Genomic DNA, 21,973 nt, shown 5'->3' with positions numbered 1-21,973 from the left:
AAATGCCGTTTAGATTTTAGAATTTAGATCACACCCTACATATCAATTATTCCTTTTCTTATTGTATCAAAAACCACCAAAATAAGAGAGTATGAAATGGCTCATGTAAGTGTCAATATTTTTGCGGTAGGCTATTAGCCATTAGTCTGACCTTAATTTCTTAAATATTTATTTGATTTATTTTTCTGCTAAAATCGTTTAAATAGCTATGTCCTGCTGTTAAGCTTTCAATGGCGCCGTGATGAATGCCCAGATGAGCTTCATGCGTCTTTCTTAGGCTGGCACGAACTGCACCTTTCAATTCTTCCTGATCACCAATATCGAGCTGCCCACCTGCAAATTCACTGCTAAGCCAGTATTCCAGCTCTTTGTTTTTAATGCAAGTCAGCACACGCAGAATTCCTTCGGCACCATCTTCTGACCAGTATTTTCCTTGCCCTTTGACGCGATAAGTATACTTGCGGTGATTGCTCTCACAGCAGCCAATTGCCTTAATTACTGACAAATGACGCATTTTGAATGGCTTAATATCCACCCAGCGACGATGAAGATAGCTGCGCAGGCGCCTTAAATTCTCATGATTTTCTGGCGTATTCAGCTCATCAATCAGATTGCTTTCAATCGTGTCTAAAATCACGTCAGTCAAGTGACGGTCATATTTAAACTCAACTGCACTGATCAATTTGCCTTGCATGGCCGGCATGAAGCTTAGACGATCTTTAATCTTTTTGTTCAAGTGAAAGACATCCAAGAAGTGTTCGTGCTGCCGGCAATAGCCAACTATTTCATCAAAGTCTTTCTTGGCATAGCCAGCACCGCCATCGGCATTACTGATGATTAAAGTATCGCTTAAGTCATAGGTATTGGCTAAATAAGCTTTAATTTCTTGCAAAGCATCCAAGCGGCTTAAAGAAACAAACTCTTTGGCCTGTACTCTCTTTCTGCGTGTCTTGCTTAAATTAATAATATCCTCGCAGACTTGATAGCGATGAAATTCCAGTCGCTTCTTGGTGCCCTTGATCACAACGCCATCGCCTTCAAGATAAAGCACTGGCACCTTTTTCTTTTGAGCAATACCATCGTATCTTTCCTCAGACTGCTGCTGTGCTTTAATCTGTTTGCCTGCTTGCACAATCAGCTTGCCAACTTGACTATGGCTAATATTGAAACAGGAGAGAGTATTAACAGCTAAAGCAGTATTGCGGTAAGTTGCCACGGCGCTAACCTGCAAAATATCCTTCACTGCCAAAACACTGTAACGCTTATATTTGTCATAGCCCATCAGCTTATCCAGTGGATATTTAGCCTTTTTGCCAGGACAAGCATATCTTCTGCGCCAATAGCTGATTTCACCAAAGGCAGTCACAACTGAACGCTTATTTTTCTTCTCGATCTGATAGCCTTGCTTTTTAGTCTCTTCAACTAGACCAGCATCAACTTCTTCTAGTGCTGCTGTCATCAATTCTCTAATCAGATCAAAGAAATAGCACATTAATGCCTTTTCACGGGCAATAACATTATTTTCAGACTTAATAATTTTTACGATATCAGCTATAATAGATTCCATAAAAGACCAGCTTCTAATGTGTTTTTTTCGTTAACATCAGACTACTGGTCTTTTTGCTTGAGCTCAAGTCCAATTTCAAAGGATTTGAGCTTTTTTAATTAATTATTCAACTTACCGCAAAAAATTATACACTTAGATGGCTCATACTCTCTTATTTATCAGTATCTTATCTTTACTTGTAAATTACTATGTGAAGTGGTGTCATACAAAGTCTCTAAATACAATCTATATTCAGGATGATGCTTGATTAACACTTGGTAGGCCTGAGAAGAATGAATTTTATTCAATTCACTAACCTTAATATGATTATGCCCAGTGAAAAAATGATAATTCATCCAGCCAAACAATTTTCCCATTGCTCGAACCAAATCTATATCATCATGATACTTATTCAATTCACTTTGCATCATATCTGCAGAGATACTCCCTAATTGTAAATCCTTTAAATACTTATGGAAGTGTTCTAAAGTATAATTTTCTTTTTCTTGATCAGTCAAGTATCTTGTCATATCAAAATTGCGTCTTACATATGTAATATGTCGTGAATGAACACGGACAACCCCATATCCTTGATCATTTGAACAAAAACTTGAAGTAACAACTTCAGTAGTAGGAGTTGTTTCTTGTGGGCCCATAATGTTTTGCGCATGGATATGACCAGTAAAAGCTAATTTAACATTATATCTGCTACAAAGTCGTCGCAACTCAACTGCATCATCAACTACATACCCTTTATTCACAGCAGGATTATGAGCATACAAATTATGATGCATAAATAAAATCGGGCGAAGTTGATTTTTTTCAGCATACTGCAATTGTTTTTCAATCCATTTAAGTTGAGATTTACCAATCATACCTCGCGTATGTGGGGCTGCAGTTGTTTCTTCTGTGCCATATATGTTGGAATCTGCCAATATTAAAAAATATTGCGGATTTAATTGCACACTATATGCTAATGAACTGTCATCCGTATTAAAAGCCTGACGATAGGATTTAGCAAAAATTGAGCGCCAAAACATTGGACTAATTTCACCAGCATAGAACTGCTTTTTACCGCGAAATTCTCTAGCCCAGCCATCAAAAATATCATGATTTCCCGGTAAGACTAAGACTTGAGTATGCTTCAAAGGCTTGAAAATTTCCGCAAACTTTTCAGCTGAAACTCTTTCTCCATTAAAAGTAATATCTCCCGTAACAATAATTGCTGCAGGCTTTTTTCTTTGTGCCATTCGCATAAACGCTGTCAAAGCAGTCTCTTGATAATACAGATCTTTACCCTGACTAGTTTTTTGCATTTGCGAAAAAGCTTGCCCTTCATCGTGCAGGCTTTTAGCAATTAAATGTGTATCAGAAATCACCCAAAATTCAGTATTTAGATCTTTAGATCTTCTGTAATCATTTTTTATCTTATATTTGCCCAATATTGATAGAAATCTACTCTCAAATTACCATTAAATAATTTACGCTTTTTAGTTGCTTTAGCCCCGAAACATTTTTCAAAATTAGGATCAGCTGTTAAATAATATTGACTAAATGAATCTAATGGACGCAAAACTTCGCCCATTTGCTTATATAATTCTTCAGCGGATTCACGATCTTTGAGTCGTTTACCGTAAGGTGGATTGGCAATAATGATGCCGTTTTCCAAATCAGTGGTAAAGTCTTTAACAGCAACTTGTTTAAAGCAAATATCTTGTAAAACACCAGCATTATGAGCGTTTAATTTAGCAATTTCAAGTACCGATTGATCAATATCACTAGCCCAAATAGGTGCATCCAATGGTTTAACTTCTGCTTTTGCTTTTTCTAATGCAATTTTATGCAAGTCGTGATTAAACCAATCAAAATTGTCAAAAGCAAATTCTCTCCATGTCCCTGGCGCAATATTTTTAGCAATCAAAGCCGCTTCAATTGCTAAAGTCCCAGAACCTGTCATTGGATCAATTAAGGGATGCGTACCATTATATGGAGTTAATTTTAATAATCCTGCCGCAAAGTTTTCCTTAAGTGGGGCGCCACCATGTTCTACTCTATAGCCTCGTTTAAAAAGACTAGCTCCAGTAGTATCCAATGAAATTCGAGCCACATTTTTATAAATATGAACATCTAATGGATATTCACTACCAGTTTCTGGTAAGAAGCCTCGTCTATGGTATTGATCAATCATCTTATTGACAATGGCCTTTTTCACAATTGATTGAACATCGGGCTCAGAATGAAGCTTTGATTTAACTGCACGACCTTGAACGGGAAATTTAGCATCTACTGGTAATAAATCCGCCCAATTATAGTCGTAAACTTCATTAAATAGAGTGTCAAAATCAGTTGCTCTAAATTCCTTCAATAAAATTTTGATTCTATCTGCGGTTCTTAACCATAAATTAGTTTTTACAATATCTTCTTGGGTACCCTTGAAAAATACACGTCCATTTTCGACTTTAGTCTGGTAACCCATGCCCTGTAATTCTTTGTTTACGACGCTTTCAAATCCAGCGCCCATAGTTGTATAAAGTTGATATTCTTTCATTATTTCTCTTTCGTTAATAAAAATAAAAAAAGAGCTGGACTTAAGCCCAACTCTGCCAATGTGAATCTCTATAAGCCACGTTTTGTTCCAGTAATCCTGGCAAAAATTACCTTTAGTAGTCATCTATCTTTATTGTCAAAGACAATAACCTGGTCTTTAGTTCATTTTCTTAGACCAAGACTCCCCCACCAAATTTGGGTTTCACGCTCGCAGGGTTTACCTCGTTCCACCAAAATCATTTCTAATTTTGCTTCGTCACTGTGGCACTTTTCAGGATAGTAATGCATGTCAAAAGATTTAGCACTTTTTCCGCCGTAAAAGTTTCAAAACTCTTCTCCAGCTTATTGAGCTGAATACGATCACTACAAGCATCGCAGCTTGTGCGTGCGTGGACTTTCCTCAGTTAGCATATAGCTAACCGCGACTACTCAAGATTCACACCATTAACCATTATAGCAAAAATTAATGCTTTACACCATAAACATGTTGTTCAAGATTATAAACTTTTCTTTCTAAAGTTGAAATTCGTTGAATAATGGCCATGTTAGTTGAGATTTCGCCATGATTATCATCATCTTCATTGGCAAAATTAGGAACTGAAGCAGTTCTTCTATGAGTTGGAGTATAAGTCTTTACTTTATCTTCCTTCTCTGTTTCGACTGTTTTCTTTTCTTTTTGTTTTTCATCCATTAATTGACGTTGAAGCGTGCCAATTTGACCATATAAGTCTTCAATAATTTGTTGAAAATTCTCATAATCTGAGATAACTTCATCCAAATACGCATCAACTTCGTCTGGATCATAGCCTTTTACTTTACTTCTAAATTGTTTTTTCAATATGTCTTGTGCAGACAGTTTAATATCGTTTAAACTTGCCATCTTACTGACAACTCCTTTACATTCAATTTTATTTTAGCAAAAAGATGGCTCAGTTAAAACCAAGATTTTCATTTTTATAAAACTTTAAAATTATTCAGAGAAATAATTTCTCTGATGAGCCTCTTGATATTCCTCTGCTGCATCTTGCAAATCATAAAAATCGATTAAATCCAAGGGATATTCTTCAGCTTTTTGATACTTTTGAATTAAATTATAATCATATTTTGGCTTGCCTGGATGTTCAGTGTCATATACCATTAATGCTCGATCAGTATGCTGAAGCATAAAATTTTGATAGTTGCGCAATTGAACTGGATTTTGATAAGGCAGATTAGAAGTTGAAGCAAAGAAATCGACTCGTTCTTTTAAAATAAGGAACTTAGTTTGATTGTTTTCATTCCAGCGATCAGCAAATTTCTCATACGGAATCATAATGGAAGTTCGCAGCGGATACTTTTGCCCCAATTCCAATCCTACTTCTGCTGTCCATTGTTCCACTCCTAAATTGGCTCCAGTAATAATCCAGTCTAACTGATCATTTTCAAGCAAGCCTTTAAAATAATTCTTTAAAGCATATTTAATGATAGTAATTTTGGGGTCCTTGTCACCAAACACATTTAATTCGTAGCTACGATAGCCAGTTACCCATAAACGTTGCATTAGAAGCCCCCTATATTCAAAAATTCAGTCTTTATTGCTATAATGCTAACAGGAGTGAAATCAATGGTCAAATATCCAAGCGGCAGTTTAGCTGCATTTAGAAAACCTATTAATAAAAAAGAAAATAAAATTCGTCATCCATATACACATAGAAAAGGCGTGAACTTTTCTGATCGTGGGATGACACTGGAACAACAAATTAACGAATCAAATAAATATTATTTAAATGAAGAAATTGCAGTAGTTCATAAAAAGCCTACCCCTATTCAAATCGTTAAAGTTGATTATCCTAAACGTTCTAAAGCTGTTATTCGTGAAGCTTATTTTAGACAGGCTTCCACAACTGATTATAATGGCGTTTATAAAGGATATTATCTTGATTTCGAAGCTAAGGAAACTAGAAATAAAACTAACTTTCCTTTTAAAAATTTCCATGAACACCAAATTTTTCATTTAAGTGCGTGTTTGAAGCAAAAAGGAATTTGCTTTACAATTATTAGATTCGCTAGTTTAGAACGATACTTTGTTACTCCGGCCAGCTTTGTAATTAATGCTTGGAGAGAAAAAGACAAAAGTTCTATGACTTTAAAAGAAATTGAGGACAATTCCTACGAAATTAAAAGTGGATTTCGTCCTACATTACCTTACTTAAAAGCAGTTGATAATTTTATTGCAGATAGGGAAAGAGAATTATGATAGAAGATAAAAATACTATGAGACGTGAATCACGTAGAAATTATCAAAAACGAAGGTCGACTAAGAGTCATCTAGGTATCAAAATTGTTAAATGGATCTTTCTGATAGTTTTGCTATTAGTTGTTTCGGGAATTGGATTATTTGCTTTTTATGCCAAAGATGCTCCTAATATTAACCAAGACCAATTACAAAGTGGTGGCACATCTAGTCTATATAATAATGATGGTAAATTTTTATTATCACTTGGTTCTGAAAAACGAATTTATGTCAAAAATAAAGATATACCTCAGCTATTAAAAGACGCTGTAGTTTCTGTTGAAGATAAACGTTTTTATAAAGACAAACTTGGCGTAGATCCAATCAGAATTGTCGGTTCTATGCTTACTAATGCAAAAAGTAACAGTATTGCTGCAGGTGGATCAACCATTACTCAGCAACTGGTTAAGTTAACAGTATTTTCTACAGCAGCTTCACAGCGTACTTTAAAAAGAAAGGCCCAAGAAGCTTGGTTAGCTGTTAAGGTACAACATGAATTTAGCAAAGACCAAATTTTAGAGTTCTATATCAATAAAGTTTTCATGAATTACGGAAATTATGGTATGGGAACAGCTGCTAACTATTATTATGGCAAATCATTAAAGAAGTTGGATTTAGCTCAAATCGCTTTAATTGCAGGGATGCCTAATGCTCCTGTTGCTTATGATCCTTATCTTTATCCTCAAAAGGCTAAATATCGTCGTAACATTGTTTTAAAGACTATGCTGCAGAATGAAAAAATCACTAAGGATGAATATAATCAGGCAGTTAATGAGCCAATTACTCATGGTTTAAAAAAACGTAGAGCAGATAACGAATCAAAGATTCGCAAGATTGATGATCCATACATTAAGGAAGTCACTTCTGAGGTTAAGAGTAAGGGTTTTGATCCGTATAATGATAATCTAAAAATTACTATTAATATTGATCAAAAAGCTCAAAACAAGCTCTATGAATTGGCTAATAATGGCTCTGTACCATTTACAAATAATAAAATGCAAATTGGTGCTACAGTAATCGATCCAAATAATGGTCACGTTGTAGCCATTCTAGGTGGTCGTCACTTACCTTCAGTTCAACTTGGACTTGACCGTGCCGTTCAAACTGGACGTTCTACTGGTTCATCAATCAAGCCAGTACTTGATTACGGCCCTGCTATCCAATATTTGAATTGGTCAACTGCCAAGATGTTAGATGATAGTAAGTATGTTTACCCTGGTACTAATATTCAGCTTTATGACTGGGATAATAAATACGATGGTATGATGACTATGCGTAAAGCACTAGAGCAATCACGTAATGTTCCTGCTGTTAAAACATTAGCAGATGTTGGAGTTAAGCGTGCTTCCGCTTTTGCTCGTCGCTTAGGCGTAAATGTCCCTTCAAATTCTGGATTGTCTGTTGCTATTGGTGCAAATGCTTCTAGTTTACAAATGACTGGTGCCTACAGTGCATTTGCTACAATGGGTATCTATCACAAGCCACAATTTGTTTCTAAAATCGAAACTCCCGATGGTTTGACCAGAAATTATGATTCCAATGGCGTTCGCGTTATGAAGAAGTCAACGGCATATATGATTACTGATATGCTTAAGGGCGTTATCAAACATGGTTCAGGTACTAATGCTAAAATTCCTGATCTTTATCAGGCAGGTAAAACTGGTACTGTTAAATATTCTGATGAAGATTTGGCAAAATATCCTGGCTATAATTCAACTCCTAAAGATTCTTGGTTTGTTGGTTACACTAGATCTTATGCAATTGGTATATGGACAGGTTATGACAATTTAAAGGATGGTACTATTTCAGGTATTGGACAACAATCAGCTCAATTAATGTATAAGAGCATGATGACTTACTTAATGAGAAATAAGCCTAACCTGAATTGGCAACAACCTAAGTCAGTAATTCGTGCAAAAACTGGTGGCACTTGGCAATTATACGTTAGAGGTCATGCTCCTGCTGGTGTTAGCGACAGCGCTGCTAGCTACGATGAAGATGATGAAGAAACTGATACCAATAATGATACAAACAATTCAGTTAACACAAACAACATTCAATCTTCTTCAAGTGAAACTGGCACTCCTCGTCAATCAAGTAGAGTTGAAAGATCTCAATCTAGTCAAAGTCATGAACAATCATCATCTTCAACCACCTCACATACTCAAAGTAGTAGACCAACGAGAAATGAAGATAATGAAGAACATGAACAAAGTCATGCTGATTCAGATAAAAATTAAGTTTTAAGAGCAGACTAGTTTGTCAATGTCTTAACTTAATGACATTGGTTTGCTATTTTTGTTTGTCTTTTGTCTGCCGGAACGTAGTGAAGGCAGACTTATTTTTATATGCTTTAGATTTAGTAACAACTCACTATAATTATATAGTTAATAAAAAAAGTTTATTTCTCCAAACGCTTTTGTAAGTAGAAATAAACTTTTTCGGCTCTTAATTATTAATTCAAATATGAATAAGGATCTCCCTTGGCCCTTGCTGGCATTGTATATCTTCCAAAAAGAATCATAGCATGATGAGTTTTTATCCATTCATTCTTAGGCAAAATTGATTCCAATCTTTGTTCAACTTCATGTGGAGCAGCTTTTTGATTAACAATATGAAACGCCTTGGATATTCGTGATACATGCGTATCTACTGCAATTGCTGGAACTCCATAACCTTCAGCTAAAACTACATTAGCAGTTTTCTCCCCTACTCCAGGAAACGTCATCAAGGTCTTCTTATCTTCAGGAATTTTACTATCATATTTTTCAACCAAGATTTTTGCAGTAGCTTTTAAATGCTTAGCTTTTGAACGATATAATCCAATAGTTTTAATCGTACTTTCAATCTCTTCAATAGAAGCATTAGCTAAGACTTCAGGAGTAGGAAACTTTTTAATAAAATCAGGCATAACTCGATTAACCATTTTATCAGTTGTCTGTGCACTCATCATTACTGCACATAACAAATGAAAAGTATTATCCCAGTGCAATTCACCTTTGGCATTAGGATACATTGCTAAAATCCTTTTTAAAACAGTACGTGCTTCGTCATCACTTAATAAATCTTCTACCATCCTATCTGTTCCTCTTTAAAAATCTCTCAATTTCATCAACAGTTTTTAAATTATGCCGTTGCCAATTAAGCAAAACCCGATCAATATATTTCAACGAATAAGCCTGAGACAACACAGCTTCTCTCAGAGCCAATTCTATCACTTCAGGAGTATAATGATCCACACTTAGCCATTGAGCGACTTCTTCCCTTTCAATTGGGCTCAGATAGCGTCCAAATTCCACTTCAACTTTACGAGCTAGATAATTCAATGGATTATTATCCAAATCATCTGAAACGGATATCGTCTTTTCCCTCTTTTTATCCTTAATCAATACATTTTGATCTATATATTGGTCTATAGCATCATATAATTTATTCAAACTATACCTATTTCCAATTTTATCTTGACTATCCTTTACTTGCTCAATAGTTAAATAATCTCGATCAATTAATCTTTGGATAATATTACCAACATCTGCTACTGTCAAATTAGTATTAGCTGCTATTTTTTCATTTGATGGAAAGTTTTCTCCTCGTTGATTAAAAGCTTCTAATTGAATAACTAATAATAATTCTGCATCACTAATATTAAGCTTAGAATAATAAGCAATCAATCCGTTTTGTAATGTAGTAAAGCCTAAGGCGCGATAATCATTAAATTGCAAGGCAGATTTCCTTTCAAAATCAAAAGTTGAACTATTAAATAGTCCAACTTTTGATTTACATATTCATAATTGTTAACACAAATTATTAAGGTTGCATTCTGTTAATCAATCTTGGGAATGGAATTGCTTCACGAATATGGTCAAGGTGACATACCCAAGCAATAGTACGTTCAAAGCCCATACCAAAGCCTGAGTGAGGAACACCACCAAATTTACGTAAGTCAAGATACCATTGATAATCTTCAAGATTAAGGCCAGCATCAATAATTTGTTGCTTCAATACTTCGTAATTGCCTTCACGTTCTGATCCACCAAAGATTTCACCATAGCCTTCTGGTGCAATAACATCAGCACATAAGTATTCCTTTGGATTATCAGGATTCTTCTTCATGTAGAAAGGCTTAATTGAAGTTGGATAGTTAACGATAAATACTGGACGATCATATTGTTCAGAAATATAACCTTCATCAGGTGCACCAAAGTCATCGCCCCACTTAAAGTCACGACCTGCATCTTGAAGCATCTTAACAGCATCATCGTATGGAAGACGAACAAAGTTACCTTCAGTGGTTGGACGAAGTTTTTCAGGATCTCTACCCAAAATCTTCAATTCGTATTCGTTCTTGTCTAATACTTGCTTAACCATGTAAGCTAAGTATCTTTCTTGAAGATCTAATGATTCATCTTGGTGCACCCAAGCCATTTCTGGTTCCATCATCCAGAATTCAGTCATATGGCGACGACCCTTTGATTCTTCAGCTCTGAAAGTTGGCCCAAAAGTAAAGATCTTACCAAATGCCATTGCTCCAGCTTCACCATATAATTGACCTGATTGTGATAAGTAAGCATCATGGTCAAAGTAATCAACATGGAATAATTGGGTAGTACCTTCTGGTGCTGAATGCATGAAAATTGGGGCATCAAACTTAATGAAGTCTTCTTTTTCAAAGAAATCTACAGTTGCTTTAAACATGGTATTTCTAATTTGCATAATAGCAAATGGCTTCTTTGATCTTAACCACAAATGACGATGATCAAGCAAGAAATCAACACCGTGTTCCTTGTTACCAATAGGGTAACCTTCATTGTTTGAAACAACCTTTAAATCAGTAATTTGAATCTCATAGCCAAAGTGAGAACGTGCATCTTCATGCACAGTACCAGTAATATAAAAACTAGATTCTTGTCTAAGTGATTTAGCAACTTCAAATACTTCATCTGTTACATCATTTTTACGAACTACACCTTGGAAGAATGCAGTACCATCACGCAATTGCAAGAAAATAATTTTTCCACTTGATCTTTTATCTGTTAACCAAACATGCATCTTAACTTCTTGATCAACATGTTTAGAAGAATCTTTAATTGAAATCAATTCTGTCATAAAATTCCTGTCCACCTTTTTATCAATTATACAGTTCCATGATACCAAAGTTTCTATAAATTATCGACTTCTGAAATATCATTTCCATCTTTAAATTCATATATTGTATAGCCCAAATTACCATTGTGCTTTTTATAGGCTACTTCCCAAACTGCTTGGCCCTTGTACCAACCAAGATTAATATGATTAATTGTAGCATCAGAATGAGAGGATTTAAACTTATTTTTAATATATGCCTCAGAAACCCCTTTATTTGCTGGATATAAGTATGCTTTTTTAGAATTAGGCAAATAAACGAAATAATAACGTTTGCCTTTTTTACCAGTTCCAGTAATGGCGTAGCTACTAGTGCCCCTATCTAAATGATAGTAGCTTTGAATGTTCTTAATTGGTGTTTTAGTCCGAGCTATTTCCGCAATTTTTTGATTATTACCACGACTTCGAGAACCCGCATAATAGAAAATCAAAATACTAGCCACAAAAGCAATTACAATAATTCCGATTACCCATGATATAAATTTTAGTGTTTGTCTTGTATCATCTTGTATCATCATTTTTTCTTATTTTCTAATTCTTTTAACTCTTCTTTTGTAACCTTTTTCACCTTTACAGGGATCACCTGTAAAAATGCCTTGCCATATTCTTTAGACCATAATCTAGGATCTAGAATAATATATTGTCCATGATCTTTTTCACCACGAATCAAGCGTCCCATTCCCTGTCTAAACCTAATAACAGCTCGAGGAAGACTATCTTTTTCAAAGACATTAATACCTTGATCTTCTAATTTCTTCTGTCTTAAGCGAACCTCTGGCTGATCTGGAGACTCAAAAGGCAAACGAGCAGCAAATACAGTATCAATGCCACAATCATGAAAATCGATGCCCTCCCAAAAACTATCAGCACCAATAATAATCGCTTTTTTAGCAATTACAAACCTCTTTGCAATTCGATTATTAGAACCCGATATTCCTTGAGCTAAGATCTCAAAGTCTTTTAATTCCGGAGAATTCATAATTGCCATAAATACCGTTCGAATCTTCTCCAGATTAGTCATCAATACTAAGACATGATTTTTATTTGTTAAGTCATTAATTAAAATTTGCTCAATATCTTCTTCATATGCCTCGCTGTCTGGATTAGGCATATTATTCACTGCAATTACTTGCAAATGCTTTTTAATATTAAATGTACTCTTACCTATATATTCCACTAAAGACATATTACTTAGAGCTAATTGATTAATAGCATAATCAAAATTATGGTTACTGGTTAACGTAGCACTGATAAAAGCAATATGATCAAAACGGCTATATATCTGATTAAGCACATCTTCTGCATCTAACATCAACCAATCCAAATTGGTACTTAGAGGATCATCTGGATTAGTAACCATCAATATGAATCCATCCTGATCTAAATTTTGTGAATCCGACAATATATCTGCTAACTGATAACTCTTTTCAGAGTAATAATCTAAACGATCGATTTGTTCACTAATTTCGCTTAGTAATGTTTCAGTATTAGTCAAAACTTGCTCTTGCTCATGATAGAGTTCAAACAAAACTTGATTAGTCAACTCTCTAACTTCTTCAAGTTTTTGTTGGAATTTGCCTAGTGATTGCTTAAACTGACTATTTTTATTAAATAGACCCTTGCCTTGAAAACTTAATTCTAAAGTTCCGTTAGCCAAAATTGTCTTATTAACAGCATTTTTATTTTGAGCATATAAATTTTTTTGCAAATCGTTAATGCATTGAATCAATTCTAAAATCTGTGGATCAAGCTTCTTTAATAAAAAGTTAAGCTGCACATTATCATTAAATTGATTCTCCACACCGTCGTTAGAAAAATACAGCAAATTCCGCAAATAATTCAATACGCCCCATAATGCCTCAAAACGCAACGAATCATTTCGTGAGCTAATAACATTTTCAGTAAAACGATGTGCTTCATCGATTACTAAATATGGATTTTGTCCCCAAATAGTATCCATATAGTGATTAGCTAAATAGGCATGGTTGGTAACTAATATATCTGCTTCTTCTTGCCGTTTACGAGCCAAATTCCAGAAATCAACGCTTGCAAAACGACTACCTACTCTTGCATCCCCCGGATGCTGAATCTGTGCAAACAACGGAGCATTATAATTGGTCAAATTCAGCTCGTCCAAATCACCGGTTTTAGTTTCTGTTAACCAAACTAAAATCTGCATCTGTAATACAAGAGTATTTTTATTTGGCGTACCTTGAAAAATTGTTTGCACAAATCCATCTAAATCCAAATAATGACTGCTTGATTTAACCACTTCTGCTGTTAAATCTAATTTAATAACTTTTAAAAGCTGAGGTATTTCATGATCAATTATTTGCTCTTGTAATACCTTAGTAGGAGTAGCAACTACTAATTTTCTCCCCGAATAAAGCTGATACGCATATGCAAATAAATACGAAAATGTTTTACCAGTACCATTAGGTGCTTCAATTACCATAGCTCTTTTATCAGGATTATTAACAAATTTATGCAGATGATTAATTAAATCTACTTGAGCACGACGAAAATGTAGTTTTCCCTTAAACAATTTCTTCTTTTCATCATCGTTTATTGGAAAGTGAGCATTCTCTCCATGACGATCTAATTGGTCATTTTGTTTTTGCAAAATAATATTGCGGACCTGCATGTAATCTGATCCCAATGGTCTTTTTTGCTTACGCAAATTATCAGCAATTGTAGTAATTAACCACGAAGTATCTCGAATTAAACTTGATGATAGAGAACTTAACGTATTCAAAGTTGCCTGAGGCAAACTTTCTAACTTATGAATAATTTTAATCAGTAAAACAGCAGTTCCATATGCATCTGAATCAGCCTTATGAGGATTGAGATGCTTAATTTTAAGCTGAGCAGTTAAATCACTTAACTTATATGATGGCAAGGTAGGAAAAGCAATTTTTGCTAATTCTACCGTATCAATAGCCTTATTAGTCAGTGCTTCATAACCATGCTGCACTAATTCATAATTTAAAAAAGGCAAATCAAAATCAACATTATGTGCTACAAACACTGTGCCTTTTAGTATCTCTATTATTTTTGGAGCATAAACAGAAAAATCATCTTTTCCTTGTACATCTTCATTATGAATGCCAGTTAGATTAACCACAGACTGGGGAATTTCACGATGTGGGTTAATCATAAATGAATATGTCTTAACCACTTTCATATTTTTAATAATGGCACATCCAAACTGAATAATATGATGACCCTTTTCTCGCTGCGTCCCTGTAGTTTCTAAGTCAACAACAGCAAAGGTATCTTTTGCAAAAATCTTTGCCATCTTTTTCCTTCTTTCTAACTACTTAACTTCAACTACTTGTTTGGCATCAAGCAGAATTAAATATTTACCAATAACTTTCTTTTCACTAAATTCATTTAATGCTTGTTCATACAAGCGAAGCTGACCAGTATATTTTTCTTTAATCAATTCAATAGATTTATCTATATTTGTTTTATTTACATGATCAGTTTTGTAATCAAACAAAATGATACCATTCTTTGCTACAAAATAACCATCAATCGTACCGTGAACCAAAATTTTTGCATCAGGATCGCTGAAACCTTTAAATAAAGTTCTAGCTGATAACAAACTAGAGAAATCTACTTCTCGTTTTAAATTAGTTGGCTCTTTCCAAAAATCTTTTGCAAAATCACTATGAACAAACCAGTCAATTTGATCTTTATTCAGACTTGAAACAATATCTGGATTTAATTTCTTTTGTTCAATCAACGTTGCTATCTCTTGATCTAAATTATCTGCACTACCATTAGTGTAATCATAATATTGCAGGATCAGGTGAGTAGCTGTACCAATCTCTGCTCCCGTAAATTTAGTTTGATACAAGAAATTAGGCTTAGTATCAATAGGCTGCAAATAACGATTAGTAGAAGTTAATAAATGAGAGTTCTCTAATTCTGCATCTATTGGATCATTAAACGCTTTTTTTATTTCAGAAACCGCCTGATAAGCCGTGGTTTCACTTGCATCCCTAAAAGGATAATTAAATTGATATAGCTTATTAACCGTTTGCGTTAACAAAGCTGATTTGCTTGTATTTTCATTTTGATTATCAGTATCTTCGTCTTTTTTGATAAATTTAGTATCTTCATCTTGATAATCAATAAACAAAATCTTTTGGCTTTGGTCAATTGATTTAGTAATATCGTTTAACTTAATCGCTACATGACGATCAAATCTTAATGAAGGTCCGATAAAACTCAAAGGACTAGTAGCTGACAATTTATTGATCAAAGGCAGTTGTCCAGCATGATTTAATTCTGTCGACCATTCTTTAACTTTTTTATTAAAGCTAGGGACATCCCCTACCAGAATCAGCTTTTGCTTTGCTCTAGTTAAGGCAACATACAGAATACGTGCTTCTTCTTCAAGCAATTGTTGTTTTTTAGTAATATTGCCCATTGCTTTAACTAGTGAGTCAACACGATAATTTTGTTCTCTTAAGGTGATCCCCATACTATCAGAATTAATAATATAGTTTCCATTTAGATCACGCATCTGATAATGATGCTGCATCCCGACATAGAAGACAATTGGAAATTCCAGTCCTTTAGAACCATGAATAGTCATCAATCTAACAGCATTACCAGCTTCTTTAGTTAACAGCGGTTGTGCTAAATCCTTTTGACTACGTCTCATTCGATCAATAAAGTTAATGAATTGATATAGCCCTTTAAAGCCAGCACTTTCATATGAAGTGGCTCTTTCATACAATGCTTCGAGATTGACTCGCCGCTGCTCACCATTAGGTAAAGCCGTCATTATCTCTAATAAATTAGTCCGTTCATATATACTCCAAATCAATTCAGAAATTCTATGAGTTGTAGCAAAACTACGCAATTCTGCTAATTGATTCAAAAAGTTTTTGCACTTTTTGCTTAATTCATCATTTGTACCTACATATGAAGTAAGTGCACTATAAAAATTGCTATTTTTGCTTTTAATTCTAATTTTAGCTAATTCTTTTTCATCAAAATTAAATAGTGGTGACCGCAATACCGTTACTAATGGAATATCCTGATCGGGATTATCGATAATCTTTAAATAGTTCATCATGACGGTTAATTCAAAAGTTTGAAAGTAATTTTCTGCATCGGTAACAAACAATGGAATATCTTGTTTAGCAAATTCTTGCATAATTTCCAAGTTATCACTGCGACTTCTGGTCAAAATAGCAATATCACTGTATTCCATATCACGCATTTTTCCAGTATTACTATCAAAAATTTGAACATGCTCGTCTTCTAACTGCTTAATGCGAGCGAGTACCATTTGAATTTCAGAGAAGTCTATTTCATTCTCGCTTTTTTCATTGTTATTCTTCTTTTCATGAACAATAACTTCACTTGCTTGAGGCAATGATTTAGGATAATATTTTGCTCCAAAAATTAGCTGCCCTTCTTTTTGATAATCAATCCCACCAAAATCAGTACTTAAAATACTTTTAAACACAGCGTTAACTGTTTGGGTCACCGGCTCTGTAGAACGGAAATTATCTGACAACAAAATCCGTTCTTCATGCTCATTCTCATCTTCCGCAAATTGATGATACTTTTGCAAAAATAAACTAGGCTCAGCTTGCCTAAAACCATAAATTGACTGCTTTACATCCCCCACCATAAAAAGAGTATTCTTCTTTTCACTCTTAATTTGCTGGATAATTCTTTCCTGCAAAGCATTAATATCCTGATACTCATCAATCAAAATTTCTTTAAATTTATTTTGATAAAAATCACGTGCCATTTGAGAACTGGATGTATCTTGACTTAAAATCTGATAAGCTAATTGCTCCATATCGCTATAATCAAGCAAATTTTCATTACGCTTCAATTGATTAAAACGTTCAATCAGTTTTATTTCTGCAGTTAAAATAGCAGTTACTATCTTTTGGCTTTCCTGCATGATTTTTATCTGCTCTTTTTCAGTTACAGCATAAAATGAAGTGAATGTATCAAATACTTGACTCTTAGCCTCATCTTTTAAAGACTGGATTTCATTATAAAACTCTAGAAGATCTTCATCCCATTTTTTAGATTTACGAAAATTAATCGTAAAAACGCAGCTTCTCAATAGCTCTCGTTGTTTATCATAATCATCATCTTCCTTAACCGCCTGTACAAAATTATTTAGGTTTTGTGCAAACAAAGTAAATGATTCTTTTACTTTAGCTAATTCCTTAGTTTCCATTATAGCTTGCGTTAAATACGAAGCTATCTTCTCCTGCAATTCTGAAAACTTAGTTGCTATATATGGCTTAATTTGCTTTTGCCAGATCTTCGATCCTATTACGCTATCCTCAATTTCATAAATCTGTGGAAGCTGTGCAAGCCATTTTTTATATTCTGGCTTCGCCATAGCAAAATTATATAAATCCAGTAATAAATCACGTGGACTATCTGCATCCCGATCACCAGCAAAATTATCATAGAAATGTCTAAAAGCCTTATCCTTGCTCGTTAACATTTCTCCTTCAATTTCTCGTAAAGCTCGCTCTTTTAATAAAGCTGCCTGCGTATCATCAGTTAAGATAGTGAAACTAGGATCCAATTCGATTGAATAATAAAACCGATGAATCACATCCAAACAAAACGCATCAATAGTGGAAATATTAGCAGTATCTATTTGATTTAACTGTTCACGTAAATATCTATAATCAACACCAGGTTTAGCCATTTCTTTAGTCAACGCTGCTTTAATTCTGGTCTTCATTTCTTCAGCAGCTGCCTTAGTAAAAGTTACAACCAACAACTCATCTACTTGAGTACCTGCTAAAATTTCCTTTAAAACGCGTTCAACTAAGACGGTTGTTTTACCACTACCTGCTGATGCGGAAACTAAAATATCATGACCTCGATCATTAATTGCTTTTTCTTGTTCTTTTGTAAATTGTGGCAAAACTAATCCTTCTTTCCTAGCTTTTCCTTAATTTTAACTAACAAATCTTTTTTACTCATATTACTAATCTCATGATACTGATTATGTCTAAGCATGGCATCAAAGAAGAAAATATCTTTAAAATCTGAATACGTTAAAGCATTCTTGTTTCTGCCATAGCGGTATGGATTCAACTTAATTTGACCCGATAAAATTTGTCTAGATGCTTCCTTGATAAGATATTCATCATACTCTAGCAATAATTGAAGCTCTTCTTCACTAAAGTTGCGATCTGCTGGCAGTTTAAAGCCGCCTCTGGCCTTGGTTCCTACTCCAGTGTAAAGCTGAGAAGCTTGACTAGACTTGCCGTCTAATAGTGGTTCAGCTTCTAGTAAAATTTCTGGATTATTACTAATTAGACCTGTATACATCAGCTTAGGTTTACTATCTATCGCGTTTTCACGTAAGTTTAAACTACTATCAATTAACTTATTGCTATTCAATCTTTCCAATTGTCTAGTAACTGTTTGATAAAATGCTCCTAAAAGTGAAAGCTTATCTTCTTCAGCAAAGAAACGATTATTATTAGTTAAAACGTCTAGATATGAAACCATCTGCAAAGCGATACCATTATAAAACATCCCCAAATCAAATTTCTTGGCTGAAGATTTATAATCGATTACTTGAGCTAAAACTTGATCTTTTTCAGCAAAATTAGCTAAATCTACTCGGTCTATTTTCCCACGCAAGTTAACCTGGTGATTGCCAGCCAAATCTGGAATATCCAAACTAATGCCTTTGATCTTTTGATCTAAGCCAAAGCTCAATTCAGAATATTTAGCTCGCAGCGGCGTCTCGGCTAATGATTTGCGCCAATTTCGGGCCACCTTAGAAGTTGTGTGATCTAAACAATGGAATAAATACTGGTTAAACGGATCATTCATCAACTGAGCATATTTACTCTCATCCTTGATAACATCCCTAACTTGATTAAGCTGTTGTTCAAGTTCTACGCTGCTTAAATCAGCTAAATCAATATGCTGTTCATTTAACCGTTTAACTAAGCGATCAAATGTCTCATGGAAATAATTTCCTGCTTGAATAACATCAAATTCATTTTCAAGACGACGACGTAATTTCAACCCATAGGTCAAGAAATATTCATAAGAATTTTCATAAAAAGTTTCCAACTGCGAAACAGATGAATATAGATTTTTACCATATAATTCCGCTGCCAAATCTTCTCCAATATCTTCGGGCTGATTATCAAAATCACTCGCATCGAGTACGGCCTTTACTTTTTGTGGCAAATATTTCTGTGTGATTTTCAGTAGCTCGTCAATTGCTTCATCTGAAGTATTAGAATTTATATACGCTAAATAGCCTAAACTAGCATCAGGATTAGTGATGAAAGATAAAAGCTCCTGCATTTTTCCTGGTAAATCATGTTGGCTAAATTCAGGTGCGCCATAATCTTGCAAACGTTGATAATAAATTGACGGATCTAATTTTTCATTCGATGCATTTAAGACCGGATAAGAAATATACACTCTGTCCTGTGCTAAAGCTAAAGATAATCCAAATTGATAATTTTGATCTAAATTATTTAACCGCTGATTATCTTCCAAATATGCATCCGATTCAAAACTACTTTGCAATTGATTCAAGTTTTCCGTCGTCAAAAAGCCCGGCTTTTTTTCAATTGAGGGTAAATTACCACTTGTTGCTCCAATAATGAAAACTTGTTTATAACCACTAGTTTGAACCATTCCCATTTCTGATAAGTTGACAGCATCAAGCGTTGAAGGAATCTGTGAAAAAGTAGCTTCCTTAAAGGCACTAATCAACATGTTGAAAAATTCATCTAAATCAAACTTTTCTGGGTTAATCGCAAGATAATCTTTTAACAGCTGGATCAACAAATCCCATAATTGTTCAGGTTGTTGCGCTTGCTGCAGATCACCAGCATTATTTGCAACATCCCGCCACTGTTCTAATCGTTCCGCGATTCCATTTTTAGTTAAAAAGTCAAAGAATATGGTTAAAGCCTTTTGACTATCTTTTTCCTGCTCTAATTTGGTAAATAAATTGTTAACTTTATCTACTAAGTAACCACGTAATCGATCAATTTTTGCAACTTCTTCATCAATCTTATCTAGTCTGATGACTTCTGCACTCACAAAATCCGCAAAATGCTTTTTCCATAAATTATGGTTAATTCCGTGAGCTAAAACGAAGTTCTCTAATTCATCTACATCATGGATATACTCAGCTTCTTCTTTATACCAAGATGGAATAAGCAAATGCGTCTTTAATATAGCAAGCATGCTCTGCGTCTGAAATGGATTCTCTTTTAAATCACGCAAGTTGAATAAATTTTCAATTAACACAACTAGAGGGTGATATTTCATCTCTTGTTGCAAATCATTAAAGAAAGGAATATTATTCTGACGCAAAATAGGCGTTAAATAGGTTTCATATTCTTTCAAATCTGGCGCCAAGATCAAGAAATCCCGGTACCGATAATTATTCAAGGCAACTTGTTGATAAATCGTCCGTGCAACAAAATATGCTTCCGCATAACGAGAATCAGCTTTAACCAGTTGTACCTGCTTTAATTCATCTACTTTAGAAACAGTTTCTGTCCAAAGGCTATTTAAAATTTCGCGGGGAGTAGGTTCAGAAGGAATTGGAAATTCACTTGCTACATAATCCATGTCTCTTTCTTGTAAAAATGAGACGAATCGGCGAATTGTTTGTTGAATTACATAATCATAGTCCCCTGCTTCTGCTTTAGGATTGATGTTTCCTAATCTAGTTTTAAAAGCCAACATTACATTTTTAGCTTTTCTCATCAGAATTTGAATGGTTAACATTTCCTGCAAAGAAAAATGAGAAAAATCACAGAAATAAAAGCTAGCATTTTTTAATTCAAAATTTTTAGCTAAAATATCGTTCAATTGTACCTGAACTTCATTTTTGGTTGAAAATTTGCCCGCTATTTCTTCAATAAAGGCATCATAAATAATCCGCAAATCATGAATTTTGCTTTTAGTTTCTTGATCCAGATTTGTTTCGTCTATATTATCCAAGTCTAAGTTGCCATCATATACTTGCAAAATCGTATTATAAAGCTGGCGCACCATACCTGAATTGCTTTGCTCAAAGATAATCAGGTCATCTTGCTTTTGCTCAATAATATGAGTTAGCAACATTGCGCTGGCCGCATCGTCTAACTGCGTAGGCAACCCTTGTTCCGCATCTTTTAAGAAAAACCATGCAAGACGGGAAAAAGATAATACATGCAGATTTTTTACTGCTGTTTCAGTTTGCTTTTTGCTAGACGCAAGTTTATTAATCGCCCTAACTTCTGTGGTAAACTTAATATGATTAGGAACGATGATAAAAGTTTCATTTTCTGGATGCCGTTGATAATTTTCAATTGCTGTGGCCAGAATTTTTTCTTGTAATGGGTCAGTTTGTCGTCCTGTTAGAATTTTGATCATTTGTTCGCACTTCCTTGTTTATTATTTTATCATAGCAAGGTCAATATCTT

General features: G+C 34.4%; 14 protein-coding genes and 1 other RNA gene. 2 read left to right on the top strand and 13 right to left on the bottom strand.

Annotation, left to right across the window (positions count from 1 at the left end):
* Positions 1 to 160: 160 nt before the first annotated feature.
* The 6 genes from AADV52_RS02460 to AADV52_RS02435 all read right to left on the bottom strand — a co-directional run bounded on the left by AADV52_RS02460 (position 161) and on the right by AADV52_RS02435 (position 5,633).
* Complete coding sequence (locus AADV52_RS02460) at positions 161 to 1,567, bottom strand: ISLre2 family transposase (RefSeq protein WP_126096177.1); 1,407 nt, start codon at positions 1,565 to 1,567, stop codon at positions 161 to 163.
* Between the two features lie 158 nt (positions 1,568 to 1,725).
* Entirely contained in the window at positions 1,726 to 2,988 is a 1,263-nt protein-coding gene (locus AADV52_RS02455) for a metallophosphoesterase (RefSeq protein ID WP_014918700.1), read from the bottom strand.
* Positions 2,970 to 4,094: a THUMP domain-containing class I SAM-dependent RNA methyltransferase gene (locus AADV52_RS02450; protein WP_014918699.1), complete on the bottom strand. Its 1,125-nt coding sequence runs from the start codon at positions 4,092 to 4,094 to the stop codon at positions 2,970 to 2,972. Before AADV52_RS02450 ends, AADV52_RS02455 begins: the two co-directional genes overlap by 19 nt.
* A 66-nt stretch (positions 4,095 to 4,160) precedes the next feature.
* An RNA gene (gene rnpB, locus AADV52_RS02445) (RNase P RNA component class B) lies at positions 4,161 to 4,530 on the bottom strand.
* Positions 4,531 to 4,556: 26 nt separating this feature from the next.
* Positions 4,557 to 4,973, bottom strand: coding sequence for a DivIVA domain-containing protein (locus AADV52_RS02440; protein ID WP_014918698.1), 417 nt, complete (start codon positions 4,971 to 4,973; stop codon positions 4,557 to 4,559).
* Positions 4,974 to 5,063: 90 nt separating this feature from the next.
* Complete coding sequence (locus tag AADV52_RS02435) at positions 5,064 to 5,633, bottom strand: DUF1273 domain-containing protein (RefSeq protein ID WP_014918697.1); 570 nt, start codon at positions 5,631 to 5,633, stop codon at positions 5,064 to 5,066.
* A gap of 63 nt (positions 5,634 to 5,696) precedes the next feature.
* Between AADV52_RS02435 and recU the strand changes: the two genes are divergently transcribed.
* A complete protein-coding gene (recU, locus tag AADV52_RS02430) occupies positions 5,697 to 6,329 on the top strand; it encodes a Holliday junction resolvase RecU (protein ID WP_014918696.1) in 633 nt (210 codons plus the stop codon).
* Positions 6,326 to 8,605 carry a PBP1A family penicillin-binding protein gene (locus AADV52_RS02425; protein ID WP_014918695.1) on the top strand — a complete coding sequence of 760 codons (2,280 nt, stop codon included), beginning with the start codon at positions 6,326 to 6,328 and terminating at the stop codon, positions 8,603 to 8,605. Before recU ends, AADV52_RS02425 begins: the two co-directional genes overlap by 4 nt.
* 215 nt (positions 8,606 to 8,820) lie before the next feature.
* On the opposite strand, the gene nth is transcribed toward AADV52_RS02425, so the two are convergent.
* From nth to AADV52_RS02390, 7 genes are all read right to left on the bottom strand, one after another.
* Positions 8,821 to 9,441 carry an endonuclease III gene (gene nth / locus AADV52_RS02420; protein ID WP_012211948.1) on the bottom strand — a complete coding sequence of 207 codons (621 nt, stop codon included), beginning with the start codon at positions 9,439 to 9,441 and terminating at the stop codon, positions 8,821 to 8,823.
* Position 9,442: 1 nt separating this feature from the next.
* The gene (locus AADV52_RS02415; RefSeq protein WP_012211949.1) at positions 9,443 to 10,087 is read right to left on the bottom strand and encodes a DnaD domain protein; all 645 of its coding nucleotides are present in this window, start codon (positions 10,085 to 10,087) and stop codon (positions 9,443 to 9,445) included.
* A gap of 85 nt (positions 10,088 to 10,172) precedes the next feature.
* Positions 10,173 to 11,471 carry an asparagine--tRNA ligase gene (gene asnS / locus AADV52_RS02410; protein WP_014918694.1) on the bottom strand — a complete coding sequence of 433 codons (1,299 nt, stop codon included), beginning with the start codon at positions 11,469 to 11,471 and terminating at the stop codon, positions 10,173 to 10,175.
* Between the two features lie 53 nt (positions 11,472 to 11,524).
* Entirely contained in the window at positions 11,525 to 12,022 is a 498-nt protein-coding gene (locus tag AADV52_RS02405; protein WP_012211951.1) for a hypothetical protein, read from the bottom strand.
* A complete protein-coding gene (locus tag AADV52_RS02400) occupies positions 12,022 to 14,805 on the bottom strand; it encodes a helicase C-terminal domain-containing protein (protein WP_014918693.1) in 2,784 nt (927 codons plus the stop codon). Before AADV52_RS02400 ends, AADV52_RS02405 begins: the two co-directional genes overlap by 1 nt.
* 18 nt (positions 14,806 to 14,823) lie before the next feature.
* Entirely contained in the window at positions 14,824 to 18,438 is a 3,615-nt protein-coding gene (addA, locus tag AADV52_RS02395; RefSeq protein WP_014918692.1) for a helicase-exonuclease AddAB subunit AddA, read from the bottom strand.
* A 2-nt stretch (positions 18,439 to 18,440) separates the two neighbouring features.
* The gene (locus AADV52_RS02390) at positions 18,441 to 21,923 is read right to left on the bottom strand and encodes a PD-(D/E)XK nuclease family protein (protein WP_014918691.1); all 3,483 of its coding nucleotides are present in this window, start codon (positions 21,921 to 21,923) and stop codon (positions 18,441 to 18,443) included.
* Positions 21,924 to 21,973: the final 50 nt, after the last annotated feature.

Origin of the sequence: Lactobacillus helveticus (assembly GCF_046109915.1) — a bacterium.
GTDB classification, from domain to species: domain Bacteria; phylum Bacillota; class Bacilli; order Lactobacillales; family Lactobacillaceae; genus Lactobacillus; species Lactobacillus helveticus.
The sequence above is the reverse complement of the archived record's forward strand: the minus strand, read 5'-3'. Positions and strand labels throughout refer to the sequence as shown.